Consider the following 16,597-nt stretch of genomic DNA (forward strand, 5'->3'; position numbering starts at 1 on the left):
GCAGGATTTTTAGCACCTTCTAGCAATTTCCGATCCCCGAGCGCCATACTTCGACCTGTCCAGGAAAGCGCTTACCACGCTGCGGCCTCGAAGGGACGCCATGCTCCTGAAGCGCACGCCCGCCGTTCTCGGCATCGCCTTCTCGCTGCTCTCCACAGCGGTCGCGGGAACCGGCGCGGCGGCGACACCCGTCACCGTCCACGTCGCGGGGGACTCCACCGCCTCCACCTACACCTCGGCGCTGGCTCCCCGGGCCGGGTGGGGCCAGGCACTCCCGGTGTTCTTCGGCCACGGCGTGCTCACGGCGAACGAGGCGCTGTCCGGGGCCAGCTCGAAGAGCTTCGCAGACCTGGGCCGGCTCGACCGCCTCCTGTCCAGGGTCAAGCGGGGCGACCACGTGCTCATCTCCTTCGGGCACAACGACCAGAAGAAGGAGGACCCGGCCCGCTACACCGAGCCGTCGACGACGTACAAGTCCTACCTCTCCCAGTACATCGACCGGAGCCGGGCCAGGGGCGCGAAGCCGGTGCTGGTCACGTCCGTCGAACGACGCCGCTTCACCGGCACGGGAACCGCCGCCCCCAGCCACGGCGCGTACCCGGCGGCGATGCGCGAGCTCGCGGCGGCCAAGGGCGTGCCCCTGATCGACCTCACCGCGTCCAGCACGGCGTTGTGGAACCGCACGGGCGTCGAGGGGACGAAGAAGTACTTCCTGCACCTGCCGGCCGGGCCGTGGCCCAACTACCCGGACGGGATCGAGGACAACACGCACTTCCAGGCCGCCGGTGCGATCGAGGTCGCCCGGCTGGTCGCCACCGCTCTGCGCGACCAGCACGTCCTGCCGCCCGGCTCGTTCCGCCGGCTCACCGCCCAGGTCCCGGCGGGCGCGATCGTCTGGCCGGAGGCCTGAGGAAAGTCCACATCAGACAACCCCTGCCTGTCTGGAGATCCCTGTGAACAAACGCGCCCTGGCCCTGGCCGCGCTCGTCGTCCTGCCGCTGCTCACCGCCGCCGGCCCCGCGTCGGCAGCCGAACCCGCTTGCGCCACTGCTGGCACACCGGCGGCCGGCGCGGCGGCCGTGAAGGTCTGGCTCGCCGGCGACTCGACGATGGCGGACCCACGGACGAGCTGCCCGGTGGGCTGGGGCAACCGGTTCGACCCGCTGTTCACCGGCGACGTGACCGTGGTGAACAGCGCCGTGGCCGGGCGGAGCATCCAGACGTGGCTGTACGAGTCCAACGTGCAGAGCACCAAGGACGCGGCGGGCGAGTGCGTGGTCAGCCCGCGGACGTTCCACCAGCGCTGGCTGAGCATGCTGGACCCGGCCGCCGGCATGAGGGCCGGTGACTACCTGATGGTCCAGTTCGGCATCAACGACGGCAGCCGCGACTGCCCGCGGCACGTCGGAAGCGCCCGCTACAAGGAACTTCTCGGGCTGATGGCCAAGGCGGCCAAGGACCGCGGCGTCACGCCGATCTTCCTCACGCCGGTCTCCGCGATCAGGTGCAGCGGCTCCACGGCCGTCGGCACCCGCGGCTTCCTCACCGAGACCGCCGACGCGGCCAGGGCCGCCGGCGTGACCGTCATCGACCTGCACAGGCTGAGCTACACGCTCTACAACCAGCTCAGGCTGTGCCCCAACGACGGCGACTACACCTTGGGCCCGGTCGGCGCCTTCTTCTGCAACGACCACACGCACTTCGAGGCCGCGGGAGCCGGGCAGATCGCCGCCGTCGTGGCCAAGGCCCTGCGCGACCAGCGCATCCCGCTGTCGAACTACCTCAGGTAGGACCTCACACCTCCGCCGCCGCACACACCCGAAAGGAGAACTCACATGCTCTCGACCAGGTGGCGCGTCGGCGCGGCCGTGGCGGTGGCGACCGTGCTCGGAGGTCTCGCGCCGGCCACCGCGGCGCCGCAGGTCATGGCCTGCGGTGACGGGACGTTCAACGCCGAGGCGGTGCTCAGCGGCAGCACGTGGACCTCCCGCAACGGCAGCCGGACCGTCTACACCGGCTCCGACATGCGGTCCGCCGTCCAGGCCGCCGTCGACAGCCTCACCGGGGGACGCACCTCGAAGCAGTGGGTCGTGGTGCGCGGCAGCGGTTCGGTCGGCGCGGGCTCGCGGATCTCGTTGCCCAGCTACACCGGCATCGACGTCTGCGGCACGATCAACGTGACCGGCACCGGTTCCGGCGACCAGGCCCCGATCTACTCCAGGGGCACCCGCGACGTCGAGGTGCGCAACCTGAGTGTGACGGGCCGCCCGCTGTACGGGATCTTCCTGCGCAACGTCGACAACGTCGTGCTCGGGCAGATCGACCTGCGGCTGTCCGGCGGGCTCGGCGTGCGCATCGACAACCGCGGCAACACCAGCGTGCGCAGCCGCAACATCAGGATCGGCACCGTCTTCGCGTCCGGTGCGAGCAGCCACGCCGTCGAGACCTACGGCGTGGACGGCCTCACGATCGGCACGGTGACCGCTCGCAACGTCGGCGAGTCCGGGCTGTTGCTCAACGACACCATCAACGCCACCGTCGGCACGGTCGACGCGGAGAACGCGGGCGCGGGCACCGGGTACGCGGCGTTCCGCACCGCCAACCGCAACGGCCGCATCGGCACCGGTTACCCGACGAACATCCGGGTCGGCACGGTCCGCGCCCGCGGTGGCGGCCGCGGCGTGTTCTGCGTGTCCGAGAGCGGCGGGCTGGTCATCGACCGGATCGACCTGGCGAACACCGGCAACAACGCGGTCCTGGTCGAGAACTGCACCAACGTGACCCTCGCGGCGCAGAGCGGCACGGTGACCGGGGGCGGTGAGATCCGGCTGGCCGCGCGCTCGGAGTTCCCGAACAACCGCGACATCACCGTCCAGAACCTGACGGTGACGAACTCGTCGGTGCGCGAGAGTCCCTGTGGGACGAACACGACGTTCCGCAACCTCACGCTGAACAACAGCACGTCGAACGTCTGCGCTTGACGGCGGCGGGGTGAGTCGTGCCGCCGACCGGCGGCACGATCACTCCGGTATTGACAGGGCTCGCATCTGCGTCCGACCATGGAAGCGCTCTCATAACCGGTCTGGACCATTTCTCGGACCGGAGGCCGCCGACCGCCCTGAAGCCGGTCGGGGGACCTGCCGGCAGAGCACCCCTGCACAAGGAGTCAGATGCGCACTCGAACGAAGTGGTTCAGCGCGCTCGCCGCACTGGCGGCGACCGCGTCGGTGGCTACCGCGATCATCCCGGCACAGGCGATCGGCCCTGACCTGCTGCCGATGAACGTCACCAACAACAGCGGCCGGTCCGAGGCCGTGCACCTGTACGTCCTCGGCACCGACATCCGCAACGGGCGCCTCGGGTACGTCAACCAGGCTGGCGCCTTCACGCCGTGGTCGCCGGGCGGCAACCCGCCCACGCCCGCGCCGGACGTGTCCATCGCCGGTCCCGGTCCCGGCGGCACCACCACGCTGCGCGTGCCGCGGTTCATCTCGGGCCGCGTCTACATGTCGTTCGGCGAGAAGCTCAAGTTCTTCCTGACGCCCGACGGCCTGGTGCAGCCGGCGCCGTGGGCCTCCGGCGACCCGAACAGCGGCATCCTGTTCGACTGGAGCGAGTTCACCTACAACGACGCCGGCCTGTGGCTCAACAGCTCGCAGGTGGACATGTTCGCGGTACCGCACGCAGTGACCGTGACGGGCGCGAGCGGCGCCACGAAGAAGACCGGTGAGCTGAAGCCCGGCGGGCGGGACGCCGTCATCAACGGCATCCGCAACCAGGCGGGCTGGGGCGGGTCGGTCATGTCCCGCCCGGACGGCACGGTGCTGCGCGTCCTCGCGCCGGGCAAGGCGGCCGACGTCGGCAACTTCGACCGCAACTACCTGGACTCGTACATCACCCAGGCGTGGAACGCGTACACGGGCAAGACGCTGACCGTGCAGCCGTTCGGTGACCGTCCGGACGTGAAGTACTTCGGCCGCACGTCGGGCACCACGATGAACTTCACGAACTCCGCCGGTCAGCAGGTGGCGTCGTTCGCGAAGCCGTCCACGGCGAACGTGTGGGGCTGCGACGGCGCTCTGCACGCACCCAACGACCAGGTGGTCGGCCCGATCGCACGCACCCTGTGCGCCGCCCTGCACCGCACCACGCTCGGCCGCATCGACGTGCAGCCCGGCGGTGGCCCCGCCGACTTCTACCAGGGCGCGATCACCAACCACTACTCCCGGCTGGTGCACCAGAACATGGTGGACGGCAAGGCGTACGGGTTCGCGTTCGACGACGTGCAGGCGCAGGAGTCGCTGGTGCACGACGGCGACCCGCGCTCCGCCGGGATCATCCTCACCCCGTTCGGCGGGTCCGCTCCCCCGCCCGCGGTCAGCAGCATCGTCAGCGACTGGCACGGCAAGTGCATCGACGTGCCGAACTGGAACTTCGCCGACGGCCAGCGCCTGATCGTGTGGAACTGCACGGGCGGCACGAACCAGAAGTTCGAGTTCGCAGGCGGCACGCTGCGCACCGAGAACAACAAGTGCGTGGACGTGGCGTGGGGTTCGACGGCCAACGGCGCGGCCGTGCAGCTCTCGACCTGCTCCGGCGACCCGGCCCAGCAGTTCGTGCTGTCCGGCGCGGGTGACCTGGTGAACCCGCAGGCCAACAAGTGCGTGGACATCGCGGAGTGGAACCCGGACAACGACGCGGTCCTGCACATGTGGGACTGCGTCGGCGGTGCCAACCAGAAGTGGCACCGCGGCTGACGCTCGACGCTCGACCGACGCCGGGGCGCCTGTGCGCCCCGGCGTTGTCGCGTCCTGGGTGACGAACACTCGTTCTACCGGCGCGATCACCCCCTCCCCGGGAGGCGGTACGAGCGCCAGATCGACAATGATTACCATGTTCCTCAATTCACCGCGGGGTTCGCGGCCGATGAGGAGGACACGTGGCTCACCTGTTGATGATCGAGAGCTGGGTCGGTGCGATGAGCGCGCTGCTGCCCAGGGCGATCAACGAGTCAGGGCACCGCTTCACCTTCATGACCCGCGACCTGCACCACTACCTGCGCGCCACTCCCACGCACCCGCACCCGTTGCTGGCCGCGGACAACGTGCTCACCGCGGAGACCAACGACGTGGAGGCGTTGCTCGGCCACGTCGAGCGGCTGCACGCCGTGCTGCGCTTCGACGGTGTGATCTCCTCCTGCGACTACTACCTCCCGGCCGTCGCGCGGGTCGCCGCGCACCTGGGCCTGCCCGGTCCTGATCCACTCGCGGTCGAACGCGCGTGTCGCAAGGACCTGACCCGCACCACCCTGCGCGATGCCGGCGTGCCCGGCCCCCGCTTCGCGCTCGCCGCGGACTGGCCCGCGCTCGCCAAGGCGGCCGCGGAGCTGGGGTACCCGCTGGTGGTCAAGCCGGTCGACCTGTGCGCCGGGATGTACGTGCGCAAGGTGGCCGACGAGTCGGAGCTGCGCGAGGCGTTCGCCGCGATGGAGGCGTTCCCGGTCAACGCCCGCAACCAGCCCAGGGTGCGGACCGTGCTGGTGGAGGAGCTGCTCACCGGGCCGGAGGTGAGCGTCGAGACCGTCACGGCAGACGGCACGACGCACGTCGTCGGCGTCACCGACAAGAGCGTCGCGGGTGACCCGTGGTTCGTGGAGAGCGGGCACATGTTCCCCGCCGACCTGCCCACCGCCGGGGCCGAGGCGGTCGCCGTCGCCGCGATCGAGGCGCTGGGCCTGGACCGCGGTGTCGCGCACACCGAGATCAAGCTGACCGAGGACGGCCCGAAGCTCGTCGAGGTCAACCCCCGTCCCGCGGGCAACCAGATCACCGAGCTGGTCCGCCGCGTCACCGGTGTCGACCTGCCCGCCGTGTACGCGCAGCTGGCCGTCGGTGAACGACCGGACCCGCGCCCGGCGGACACCGGTGTGCGCAGCGCCGCGATCTCCTTCGTCCTGCCCCGGCGCTCCGGGCTGGTGGCCGCCGTCCACGGCGCCGAGGCGCTCGGCACGGCGCCCGGCGTCGTGGACTGGTCGATCAAGCGGCCCGGCCACCGGGCGGGCGACCCGACCAGCAACAACAGCTACCTCGGCCACGTCGTGGTGACCGACCCGGCCGGCCTCGGCGCACGTGCGCGGGCAGAGCAGCTCGTGAGCGGCCTGTCCGTCGACTACGCCGAGGAGCTCGCGTGACCCTCACCGACCTCGTCGAGCTCGTCCGGGGCGGCGGGCTGGGCTCCGACCCGGCGGCGTGCACGGTGTCCGTCGGGTTCACCACCCGGCAGGGCGCCCGGCACGCCACGCGCGGGCAGTCGTACCGCAACACCGTGGTCAGCCTGCGCGTCGAGGAGGCGGTCGGTTCCTGCGCGGTGGAGGACATCGCCGACGACGACGTGCACGCCTGCGTCGGGGCGACGGTGCTCGACCTGCTCGGCCACCCGAACCCGGCCATCCGCACCGCCGCGCTCGACGCGTACCTGGCGCACGTCCGCCCGCACCACCTGTCCGCCACCAAGTCCGTCACCATCGGCTCCGGCAGCTCGCTGACCAAGTCCATGGCACGGGCGCAGGCCGTGGTGGACCTGCTCGACCCCGCGCCGGGCGACCGGGTGCTGGTGGTCGGGGTCGTCAACTCGCTGCTGCACCACCTGCGAGAGCGAGGCGCGACCTACGTGCCGTGCGATCTCAAGGGCGGCCACACCGAGTGGGACGAGCCGATCGCCACGGACGCGGAGAGCGCGCTCGACAGTTGCGATCTCGTGCTGGCCTCGGGGATGACGGTCGGCAACGACACGTTCGAACCGCTGCTGCGCCGAGCCTCCGGCGCGGGCAAGCCGGTGGTCCTGTTCGCGCAGACGGCGAGCGCGATCCTGCCGTGGTTCATCGGGCACGGGGTCCGCGCCGTGTCGGCCGAGCCGTACCCGTTCTTCTGGCTCGACGGCGGTCCCACGACGATCCACCACTACACGGAGCGCCCGTCGTGACGATCCCGCGCCAGAACCGGCACCTGCTCGGTCTGCTCGGCCGGAGCCCGGTCGCCCGCATCGACGCACCACTGCCGCACCGGCACGGCGGGTTCTGGGCAAAGCTCGAGTGCCTGAGCGCCGGCGGCATGAAGGCGCGAGGCGCCGTGTCCATGCTGCGTGCCGCCCGTGAACGCGGCGAGTTGCGGCCCGGCGCGGTGGTCGTGGAGTCGACCAGCGGCACGCTCGGTCTCGGTCTCGCCTTCGCCTGCCAGGCGTTCGGGCACCCGGTGGCCCTGGTCGTGGACAGCGAGCTGGAGCCGTCGATGCGCGCCCTGCTGCGCGCGCACGGGGCCCGGCTGGAGGTGGTCGACCGGCCACACCCGATCGGCGGATGGCAGCAGGCACGATTGGACCGCCTCCAAGCCGTGCTGCGCGAGTACCCCGACGTCTACTGGCCCGACCAGTACAACAACCCGGACAACCCCGGCGGGTACGCGGAGCTGGCCAGGGAACTGGTGGAGCAGCTGGACCCCGTCGATGTGCTGGTGTGCAGCGTGGGCACCGGAGGGCACAGCGCCGGGGTCGCCAGGGAGCTGCGCCGGTACTGGCCCGGAGTCCGGCTGATCGGCGTCGACGCCGTCGGTTCCACGATCTTCGGGCAGCCCGCGCGGCCCAGGGTGATGCGCGGGCTGGGCAGCAGCATCCACCCCCGCAACGTCGCCTACGCCGAGTTCGACGAGGTGCACTGGCTGGGCCCGGTCGAGGTGGTGGACGCCTGCCGCAGGCTCGCCAGGGACGCCTTCGTCACCGGTGGCTGGAGCAGCGGGGCCGTCGCGCTGGTCGCCGCCTGGGTGGCCAGGGTCGAGCCGGGAGCGGTGGTGGCGACCGTCTTCCCCGACGGCCCGCACCGCTACCTCGGCACGATCTTCGACGACGACTTCTGCCAGGCCCGCGGCCTGCTGGGGCCGGCAGCGGACCGGCCGGTGGAGATCGGCGACCCGCACGGCGTCGAGGCGACGGGCTGGACGCGCTGCCGGTCGGTCGTCGCGCCTGCGGCGGTGCTCGCATGAAGATCGATCACGAGGTCTACGGCCTCGACCTGGACACGCCGCTGCGGATCTCCCGGTCGGTGATGTCCCGGCGGGACGCCGTGCGGGTGGTCGTGACGCACGACGGTTCACAAGGCCACGGCGAAGTGGTGACCAGCACCTACTACCGGCTCGATGTGGAAGCGATCACGTCGCTGTTGAGCCGGCTGCGGCCTGTCCTCGCCGACGCGGACTCGCCGGAGACCGCGCTCGACACCCTGCACGCCGACATCACGATCCCGGAAGGTGTGCGGGCTGCGGTCGACGCGGCCTTGCACGACCTGCTTGGCCTGCGCGATGCCGTGCCGGTGCACGCGCTCGTCGGCGTCCCGCAATGGCACGACACCCCGACCGCCTACACCATCGGCATCACCACACCCGAGGACGCCGCGGTCCGGGCCGCCGCGCTGACGGGGCGCGGGTTCTCCGTGCTCAAGGTCAAGGCCGGCGCCGATCCGGAACGGGACGTCGCCGCCGTGGCCGCCATCCGCGCCGCCGCGCCGGACGCCCGGCTGGTGCTCGACCCCAACGGCGGCTGGAGCCGAGACGAGACGGTTCGTCTCGTGGAGCGGATCACCGCCGCCGGTGTCGTGCTCGACGCGGTCGAGCAGCCGATCCCGCCCGGCGACCCGGACGCGCTGGCGTGGGTCCGGGAGCGCTGCCCGGCGCCGCTGGTCGCCGACGAGGACGCCGCCACGGTCGCCGACGTGCGCAGGCTCGCGGGCGCGGTGGACGGCGTCAACGTCAAGCTCGCCAAGTGCGGTGGTCTGCGCCCGGCGCTGGAGATCATCTCCGCCGCCCGTGAGAGCGGACTGGACGTGATGCTCGGTTGCCTGGTGGCCAGTTCGCTCGGCATCGCGCCCGCGGTCCACCTCGCCGGGCACGCCCGCTGGGCCGACCTGGACGGGCACCTCCTGCTGGCTCACGACCCGTGGTCGGGCATCAGCGGCGAGGACGGCACCCTGCGGTTGTCCGGGGTGCCGGGCCTGGGTGTGGTGCGGCGATGAGCCGGCTCGCGCTGCCGGTCCGGCTGCTGCTGCTCAACCAGTTCGCCGTGAACACCGGCTTCTACATGCTCATCCCCTACCTCGCCGTGCACCTGGGCGGCCTGGGCATGTCCGCCGCGGTGATCGGCGTGGTGCTCGGTGTGCGGACGCTGAGCCAGCAGAGCCTGTTCCTCCTGGGTGGCACCGCGTCGGACCGGCTCGGGCCGCGGACCGTCATCCTCGCCGGTTGTGCCCTGCGCGCGGCCGGGTTCGGGCTGTTCGCGATCGGGGACTCGCTCGCGGTGGTGCTGGCCGCGTCGGTGCTCAGCGGCCTGGCCGGGGCGCTGTTCAACCCGGCGGTGCGGGCCTACATCGCGCTGGAGGCGGGAGAGGCGCGGACGGAGGCGTTCGCCCGGTTCAACGTCTACGCCCAGGCGGGCGCGTTGTTCGGTCCGGTGCTGGGCAGTGTGCTGCTGCTGTGGGACTTCCGGGTCTCCGCGGTGGTGGCGGCCGGGATCTTCGCGGCGCTGACCGTCGCGCAGGCCCTCGTGCTGCCCGCACGAGCGGCCACCCGCAAGGGCGGGACGGTGCTCGGCGACTGGCGCGAGTGCCTGGCGAACCGGCGGTTCGTGGCGTTCACCTGCGTGCTGAGCGGCATGTTCGCCCTGCAGAACCAGCTCTACCTGCTGCTGCCGATCCAGGCGCAGGAGGCCACCGGGTCGGCGGGCGTCGTCGCCGCGCTGTTCGTCGTGTCCACGGTCGCCACGCTGCTGTTCCAGGTCCGCATCACGCGCCTGCTGTCGAACCGGGCGCACGGGCCGGTGATCGCAGTGGGTTTGGCCGTCATGGGCGCGGGCTTCGCCGTCCCCGCGCTGTGGTCCGGGCTCGTGCCGGTGCTGGTGGCCACGCTCGCGCTGGCAGTCGGCGTGATGATCGCGAATCCCCTGGTCTACGACCTGATCCCCTCGTTCGGCCCGCAAAGCCTGGCGGGCACCCAGTTCGGCGTGTTCTACCTCGGGTCCGGGCTGGCCGCCGCCGCGGGCAACACCGCGATCGGGTGGGTCAGCGGGTTCGGTGACCGGCTCGCGTCGCTGGTGTGCGTGGCGATCGGACTCACCAGTGCCGTGGGCGTGGCCCTGCTGCACCGCCGCGGCGCGCTGACGCCGTCACAGCCGGAGGCCGCCCGATGAACCTGCTGACCGACAACCCCGAGCTCTACGAGCACCAGTTCCCCGACCCCGGGCACGTCGCGGCCCGGTTCGTGCACGACGTGGTGACCCGGTTCGGCGGCGGGCGGGACCTGCTCGACGTCGGCTGCGGCACCGGCCGTGACGCGGGCTGGTTGTCCCGCAACGGTTACCGCGTCGCCGGGGTGGACAGCTCGGAGAACATGCTCGCGCACGTCCGCGAGCACCACCCGGCGGTCGACGTGGCGCTGGCCGACATGCGCACGTTCGGCCTGGACCGTCGTTTCGACGTCGTGACCTGTTTGGACAGTGCGATGCTGTACTGCCACACCAACGCCGACCTCGAAGCCTTCCTGGGCCGCTGCCGGGAGCACCTGGTGCCCGGCGGTCTGCTCGTCGCGGAGATGCGCAACGGTGCGTTCTTCCTCGGCAACAACGAACTCCTGGACGGCGTGCGCACCCGTTCGGTGACGTGGCGGGGCACCGAGTACACCTCGCACACCGAGCTGTGGATCGACCACGCCGACCAGCTGCTGCGCCGCCGCCGCACCTGGGAGTGGGCCGGGCGCACCGAACCGCTCGTGCAGCGGTCGGCGTGGCGGCTGCTGTTCCCCCAGGAGCTGCGCCACCTGCTCGACCTCGCCGGGTTCGACGTCCTCGCCCTGTTCGACTCGCCCGGCCCCCGCACCGACCAGCCCTGGTCCGCCGACGCTCCGCTCAGCGGCGTGCTGTCCGGCGACCGCCTCCACGTCGTGGCCCGCCTCCGCCGAAGCGGGTGCCAGTGAAAGGAACCAGCATGTCCCTGAACCGCCGCGGTTTCCTCGGCCTCACCTCCGGCCTCGCGGTCGTCACCCTCGCCGGGTGCGGCACCAGCGCCACGTCGGCCTCCTCCGCGCCCCGCGCGGGCGGACGGCTCCGCGCCGCGTTCGCCGGTGGTGGCGCCAAGGAGGTGCTCGACCCGCACCTGGCCAACCTGTTCGTCGAAGCCGCGCGGTCCAAGGCGATGTTCGACAAGCTCGCGGACCTCGGCGGCGACGTGGCACCGCAGCCCCGCCTGGCGGAGAAGTGGGAGCCGAGCACGGACCTGACGCGCTGGCGGATCACGTTGCGCAAGGCCGTGTTCCACGACGGCAGACCGGTGCGAGCCCAGGACGTGCTCGCGAGCTACGCGCGCATCCTCGACCCGAACCGCGCGTTCCGCGCCAAGTCGAGCCTGGCGCTGATCGACCTGCCCAACAGCCGCGCAGTCGACGACCGCACGGTGGAGTTCGCGCTGAAGCGGCCGTTCGTCGAGTTCCCCAACGCCCTGGCGGCGTTCGGCGCGTACATCGTTCCCGAGGGCGCCGAGGACTTCACGAAGCCGGTCGGGTCGGGGGCGTTCAGCTTCGTGTCGTTCGAGCCGGGCAGGTCCGTGCTGCTCCAGCGCAACCCCGAGTACTGGGAGGGTGCTCCGCTGCTGGAAGAGCTGGAGTTCGTGATCGCCAACGAGGAGTCGGCGCGCACCAACGCCCTGCTGGGCGGTCAGGTCGAGTACGCGCACGACCTGACCCCGACCACCGCGCGCAGCCACGCGTCCAGCGACCGGATGACGATCCACCGCGCGCCCAACAGCGCCGTGCAGGCGTTCGCCATGAAGCTGGACCGGGCGCCGTTCGACAACCGCGACCTGCGGGAGGCACTGTTCCTGCTCGCCGACCGGCCGCAGCTGGTGGAGTCGGTGCTCGCGGGCAGCGGCCAGGTCGGCAACGACCTGTTCGGCAAGGGCTACCAGCACTACGCCGGTGATCTCCCCCAGCGCGAGCGCGACGTGGACAAGGCGAAGTTCCTCATCCGCAAGGCCGGTGCCGAGGGCCTGGTGGTCAAGCTCGACACGTCCACCGCCGCGGCCGGCATGGTCGAGGCCGCCACGGTGTTCGCCGACCAGGCCAAGGGGTCCGGTCTGACGATCGAGGTCGTCCAGGGCAACAAGGACACCTACTGGGCCGACACCCTCAAGAACGGTTCGCTGTCGAGTTTCCGCTCCGGCGCCATGCCCATCGAGACCCACATCGCGCAGCGCCTGCTCAGCGGGGCGGGCACCAACGTCACCAAGTGGGCACGGCCGGAGTTCGACGCGCTGTACGAGAAGGCGGTGTCCACTTCGGACCAGAGTGCACGCACCCAGGCCTATCAGGAGATGCAGCGCCTGCTGCACACCGACGGCGGCTACCTGATGTGGGGCTTCGCGGACTGGATCGTGGGCGCGAAGCCGAACGTCGGCGGCATCTCCACCGCGCCGGCCAACACGCTCGACTGGGCCCGCTTCGACAAGGTGTGGGTGGGGTGAACCTCGCGTCCTACGCGGCCCGCCGGGCCGCACTCGGGCTGGTGCAGGTGCTCGCCGTGGTCACCCTCGTGTTCTTCCTGGTCGAGGCACTGCCGGGAGACGCGGCGGTGGCCCTGGCCGGCGACAACCCGGACCCCGCGCGGATCGCCCAGATCCGCGCGGCCATGCGCCTCGACCTGCCCGCGGCCGAGCGGTTCGCGCAGTGGCTGGCCGGGTTGCCCCGGCTGGACTTCGGCGAGTCGCTGGTGTCGGGCCGGCCGGTCGCGCAGTTCCTGTTCGCGGGGATCGGCCCGACCGTCGTGCTGGCGGTGCTGACGCTGGTGCTGTTGCTGCCGATCTCGGTGCTGGTCGGGGTGCTGGCCGCGTTGCGCGAGGGCAGCCTGCTGGACCGGGCGCTGACGTCGGTCAGCGTGGCGCTGCACTCGATTCCCGAGTTCGCGCTGGCCGTGGTGCTGATCGCGGTGTTCGGCGTGCAGCTGGCCTGGCTGCCGCCGACGGCGGTCGGCGCGGACGTGCTCGCCGAGCCCGCGGTGCTGGTACTGCCGCTGGTGGTGCTGCTGGCGCGGCCGATCTGCTCGATCAGCCGCCTGGTGCGCGCGGGCATGGTGGACGCGCTGGAGTCGGACTACGTGCGCCACGCCCGCCGCCTCGGGATCGGCGAGACGCGGGTGCGGTTCGCCCACGCGTTGCCGAACGCCCTGGCACCGGCCGTGCAACAGGTCGCGCGCACCACGGACTGGTTGCTGGGCGGTGTGATCGTCGTCGAGGCGGTGTTCGTGATCCCCGGCCTCGGAACGGTCTTGGTGGACTCGGTGGCCGCCCGCGACCTGCCGGTGGTGCAGGGCCTGGCCGTGGTCTTCGCCGTCACCACCGTGGCCGTGAACCTGCTGGCCGACCTGGTGGCGTTCCGGCTGGCGCCGCGTGCGGAGGTGATCGCGTGAAGCGGGCGGGCATCGGCGGGGTGCTGATCGCGGTGCCGCTGGCGCTGGCGCTGCTCGGCCCGTTGTTCGTGCCGGAGGACGTGACCCGCAGCGCGCCTTTCATGCCGGTGGGCCTGCTGGGCACCGACTTCGTCGGCCGGGACACCTGGCACCAGGTGCTCGCCGGCGGCCAGACGGTCGTGCTGGTGGCGTTGCTCGCCACCGCCTTCTCCTACCTGGTCGGGGTCCCCTACGGCGTGGTGGCCGCCACCGCGCGGCTGCGGCTGGTCGACGAGCTGCTGATGAGGCCGCTCGACGTGCTGCTGGCGGTGCCGTCGCTGCTGGTGCTGATCCTCGTGGCCGCCATCACCGGGCAAGGGCTCGTGGTGCTCGTCGGCATCGTCACGCTCGTCAACTTCCCGGACGTCGCCCGCCTGTCCCGTGCGACGGCGCTGGAGATCGCCGGACGCCCGGCGCTGGAGGCGATGCGCATGCAGGGCGAGTCGTGGTGGCAGACGTCGATCGTCTACACCGGACGGTCGATGCTGCGCACGCTCGCCGCTGATCTCGGCGTCCGGCTCACCGCGGCGCTCTACCTGGTGGCATCGGCCAGTTTCCTCGGTGTCGGCGTGCCGCCCGGTGCCGCGGACTGGGCCGTGATGGTGGACCGCAACCGCGGCGGGTTGTTCCTGCAGCCGTGGGCCGTGGTGGTGCCCGCACTGCTGATCATCTCCCTGTCCATCGGGTTGAACCTGGTGTTCGACCGCGCGTTGCGGAAGGTGCGGACATGACCCCGGTCGTGCACGTGGAGGACCTGCGTGCCGAGGCGGGCGGGACCGTGCTGCTCGGCGGCGTCAGCTTCGCCCTGTCCGCGGGGCGGGTCCTGGCCCTGGTCGGCGCCTCGGGCAGCGGCAAGACCACCACCGGTCTCGCCCTGCTCGGCGAACACTCCCCCGGCGTGTCGGTCAGCGGGCACGTCGAGGTGCGCGGACGCGTCGGGTTCGTCCCCCAGCAGCCGGCGTCCGCGCTCAACCCGGTGCGCCGCTTGGGTTCCGTGTTCCGCGAGGTCGCCGCGCTGCACGGCGGTGAGCCCGGCGATCTCGTGGCCACGGCCCTGCGCCGGGCACGGGTTCCGGCCGGCCTGCTGCACCGCTACCCGCACCAGCTCTCCGGCGGCCAGCAGCAACGGATCGTGCTCGCCCAGGCGCTGATCGGCGACCCCGCCGTGCTGGTGGCCGACGAGCCCACCACGGGCCAGGACGCCCTGACCCGCGCCGAGGTCGTGGAGGAGCTCGCCGCCGTCGTCGCGCAGGGCGTGGCATTGGTGCTGCTGACCCACGACGTGGAGGTGGTGCGGGCGCTCGCGGACGAGATCGTGGTGCTGCGCGCGGGAAGCGTCGTCGAGGCCGGGCCCGCTGCCGAGCTGCTGACCAATCCGCGCGAGGACTACACCCGCGCGTTGCTCGACGCCGTGCCGCGAGTTCCCGCCGAGGTCCCCGAACGGGCACCACGCCTGCGGGTCCGCGGCCTGACCGCCCGGTACCGCAACGCCACCGTCCTGCACGACGTGGACCTGGACGTCGGCGAACGCCTGGCGGTCGTCGGCCGTTCCGGCAGCGGCAAGACCACCCTCGGCCGGTGCCTCGCCGGTCTGCACCAGCAGGCCACCGGCGAGGTGCTGCTGCACGACCGGCCGCTCGCGCGGTCGCTGCGCCGCCGGCCGCGGGCCGCGTTGGCCGCCGTGCAGTACGTGTTCCAGGACGCGCGGGGCTCGTTCGACGAGCACCGCCCGGTGCTGGACCAGGTGGCCCGGACGGCGGTGCGGCTGCGCGGTGCACGTCCCGCCGAAGCCCGTACCTCGGCGCTCGCCGCCCTGACCCGCGTCGGTCTCGGCGAGGAGACGGTCCTGCGCCTGCCGCGCGGCCTCTCCGGTGGCGAACTGCAGCGAGCGGCGCTGGTGCGCGCCCTGCTCGCCGAACCGGAGGTGCTCGTGTGCGACGAGATCACCTCGGGCCTGGACGCGGTGACCCGCGCCGGGCTGCTCGACCTGCTCGCGAGCGTGCCGTGCGCGCTCGTGCTGATCAGCCACGACCTCGACGTCGTGGCCCGGCTGGCCGACCGGGTAGCCGTGCTCCACGAAGGACGCGTCGTCGCGCACGGTCCGGTCGCCACCACTTTGGACGGCGCGAAGGAGAGGATGAAGTGAACGAGCACCACCAGGTAGCAGGTTCTTATGAGGTGCGGTTGGCGACCCACGCCGACCTCCCGGGAGCCCGCAGCGTCATGCTGGACACCTTCTACCGCGAGTTCGGCCACGGCTACCGCCCCCAGTGGCACGGCGACGTGATCGACCTGGCCGCCACCTACCTCGACACCCCCAGGCACGCGCTGTTCGTCGCGGTCGACGGGGACGACGTCGTGGGCACCACGGCCGTGCGAGCGCAGGGACCGGCCAGCCCGCCCCACCCGGCGTGGATCGCCGAGCGCTACTCCGGCGACACCACGGCGCAGCTGTTCCGGGTGTACGTGCGGGCGGAGCACCGCCGCCGGGGACTGGCGCGGGCACTGGTGGACACCGCGGTCCGGTTCATCGCGGAAACCCCCGGCTACGACCAGATCTACCTGCACACCGACACCCGCGTCGCCGGCGCCGAGGCGTTCTGGCGCTCGGTCGCCGTCGAGGTGTGCGACGCCCGCGACGGCGACTCGAGCCGCAACCAGACCGTGCACTTCGAGATCCCCGTCCCGGTCCTCGCCCACGTGGAGTGACGGACGGTCGTGGGTGGGAACCGGCTTGCAGGAAAGGGTTTCCACCCACGACCGCGGGGCGGAGGACTCAGTCGGTCGCCTGGCTCCGGTGGACTCCGGGCATCGTCCGGCGTTGCCGGGCACCCCAGGTCCACCCCGCCACCAGCGCGCACGCGATCGCACCGGTCATGTGCCCGAGCACCGTCGCGACCACGGCCAGCAGCGCGGCGACGACCATGAGCACCGTGCAGACGTGGTGGTGGCGTTCACGCGACGGCCACGGAGCACCGGCCAGGGCCTCGGCGAGTTTCGGATCCTCGTCGGAGAGGGTGCGTTCGATCTCGGACAGCTCCTCGCGTTCGCGGTCACTGAGCACGGC

General features: G+C 71.9%; 16 protein-coding genes. 15 read left to right on the top strand and 1 reads right to left on the bottom strand.

Features of this window, described 5'->3' with window-relative positions:
- Window positions 1–100 precede the first annotated feature (100 nt).
- The 15 genes from LX88_RS23350 (at window position 101) to LX88_RS23420 (ending at window position 16,239) form a co-directional block, all read left to right on the top strand.
- Window positions 101–910: a rhamnogalacturonan acetylesterase gene (locus LX88_RS23350; protein ID WP_258949935.1), complete on the top strand. Its 810-nt coding sequence runs from the start codon at window positions 101–103 to the stop codon at window positions 908–910.
- Between the two features lie 43 nt (window positions 911–953).
- Window positions 954–1,790 (top strand): GDSL-type esterase/lipase family protein, encoded by an 837-nt coding sequence (locus LX88_RS23355; protein ID WP_258949936.1) that lies wholly within the window; start codon window positions 954–956, stop codon window positions 1,788–1,790.
- A gap of 45 nt (window positions 1,791–1,835) precedes the next feature.
- Window positions 1,836–2,981 (top strand): hypothetical protein, encoded by a 1,146-nt coding sequence (locus tag LX88_RS23360; protein ID WP_258949937.1) that lies wholly within the window; start codon window positions 1,836–1,838, stop codon window positions 2,979–2,981.
- Window positions 2,982–3,170: 189 nt separating this feature from the next.
- Window positions 3,171–4,757 (top strand): glycoside hydrolase family 64 protein, encoded by a 1,587-nt coding sequence (locus LX88_RS23365; RefSeq protein ID WP_258949938.1) that lies wholly within the window; start codon window positions 3,171–3,173, stop codon window positions 4,755–4,757.
- Between the two features lie 182 nt (window positions 4,758–4,939).
- A complete protein-coding gene (locus LX88_RS23370; RefSeq protein WP_258949939.1) occupies window positions 4,940–6,190 on the top strand; it encodes an ATP-grasp domain-containing protein in 1,251 nt (416 codons plus the stop codon).
- Complete coding sequence (locus LX88_RS23375; RefSeq protein ID WP_258949940.1) at window positions 6,187–6,981, top strand: Rossmann-like domain-containing protein; 795 nt, start codon at window positions 6,187–6,189, stop codon at window positions 6,979–6,981. Before LX88_RS23370 ends, LX88_RS23375 begins: the two co-directional genes overlap by 4 nt.
- The gene (locus LX88_RS23380) at window positions 6,978–8,033 is read left to right on the top strand and encodes a PLP-dependent cysteine synthase family protein (RefSeq protein WP_258949941.1); all 1,056 of its coding nucleotides are present in this window, start codon (window positions 6,978–6,980) and stop codon (window positions 8,031–8,033) included. Before LX88_RS23375 ends, LX88_RS23380 begins: the two co-directional genes overlap by 4 nt.
- A complete protein-coding gene (locus LX88_RS23385; protein ID WP_258949942.1) occupies window positions 8,030–9,058 on the top strand; it encodes a dipeptide epimerase in 1,029 nt (342 codons plus the stop codon). Before LX88_RS23380 ends, LX88_RS23385 begins: the two co-directional genes overlap by 4 nt.
- Window positions 9,055–10,227, top strand: coding sequence for an MFS transporter (locus LX88_RS23390; protein WP_258949943.1), 1,173 nt, complete (start codon window positions 9,055–9,057; stop codon window positions 10,225–10,227). Before LX88_RS23385 ends, LX88_RS23390 begins: the two co-directional genes overlap by 4 nt.
- Window positions 10,224–11,009, top strand: a complete 786-nt coding sequence (locus LX88_RS23395; protein WP_258949944.1) for a class I SAM-dependent methyltransferase — start codon at window positions 10,224–10,226, stop codon at window positions 11,007–11,009. Before LX88_RS23390 ends, LX88_RS23395 begins: the two co-directional genes overlap by 4 nt.
- 11 nt (window positions 11,010–11,020) lie before the next feature.
- Window positions 11,021–12,550 carry an ABC transporter substrate-binding protein gene (locus LX88_RS23400; protein ID WP_258949945.1) on the top strand — a complete coding sequence of 510 codons (1,530 nt, stop codon included), beginning with the start codon at window positions 11,021–11,023 and terminating at the stop codon, window positions 12,548–12,550.
- Window positions 12,547–13,491 (top strand): ABC transporter permease, encoded by a 945-nt coding sequence (locus tag LX88_RS23405; RefSeq protein WP_258949946.1) that lies wholly within the window; start codon window positions 12,547–12,549, stop codon window positions 13,489–13,491. Before LX88_RS23400 ends, LX88_RS23405 begins: the two co-directional genes overlap by 4 nt.
- Window positions 13,488–14,261 (top strand): ABC transporter permease, encoded by a 774-nt coding sequence (locus LX88_RS23410; RefSeq protein ID WP_258949947.1) that lies wholly within the window; start codon window positions 13,488–13,490, stop codon window positions 14,259–14,261. The genes LX88_RS23405 and LX88_RS23410 overlap by 4 nt, the downstream gene beginning before the upstream one ends.
- A complete protein-coding gene (locus tag LX88_RS23415; RefSeq protein WP_258949948.1) occupies window positions 14,258–15,676 on the top strand; it encodes an ABC transporter ATP-binding protein in 1,419 nt (472 codons plus the stop codon). Before LX88_RS23410 ends, LX88_RS23415 begins: the two co-directional genes overlap by 4 nt.
- Window positions 15,673–16,239 carry a GNAT family N-acetyltransferase gene (locus tag LX88_RS23420; RefSeq protein WP_258949949.1) on the top strand — a complete coding sequence of 189 codons (567 nt, stop codon included), beginning with the start codon at window positions 15,673–15,675 and terminating at the stop codon, window positions 16,237–16,239. Before LX88_RS23415 ends, LX88_RS23420 begins: the two co-directional genes overlap by 4 nt.
- Window positions 16,240–16,306: 67 nt before the next feature.
- Here the strand turns inward: LX88_RS23420 and LX88_RS23425 are convergent, their stop codons facing one another.
- Window positions 16,307–16,594: a DUF3040 domain-containing protein gene (locus tag LX88_RS23425; protein ID WP_258949950.1), complete on the bottom strand. Its 288-nt coding sequence runs from the start codon at window positions 16,592–16,594 to the stop codon at window positions 16,307–16,309.
- Window positions 16,595–16,597: the final 3 nt, after the last annotated feature.

It is taken from the genome of Lentzea californiensis, assembly GCF_024648825.1.
GTDB lineage: Bacteria > Actinomycetota > Actinomycetes > Mycobacteriales > Pseudonocardiaceae > Lentzea > Lentzea californiensis.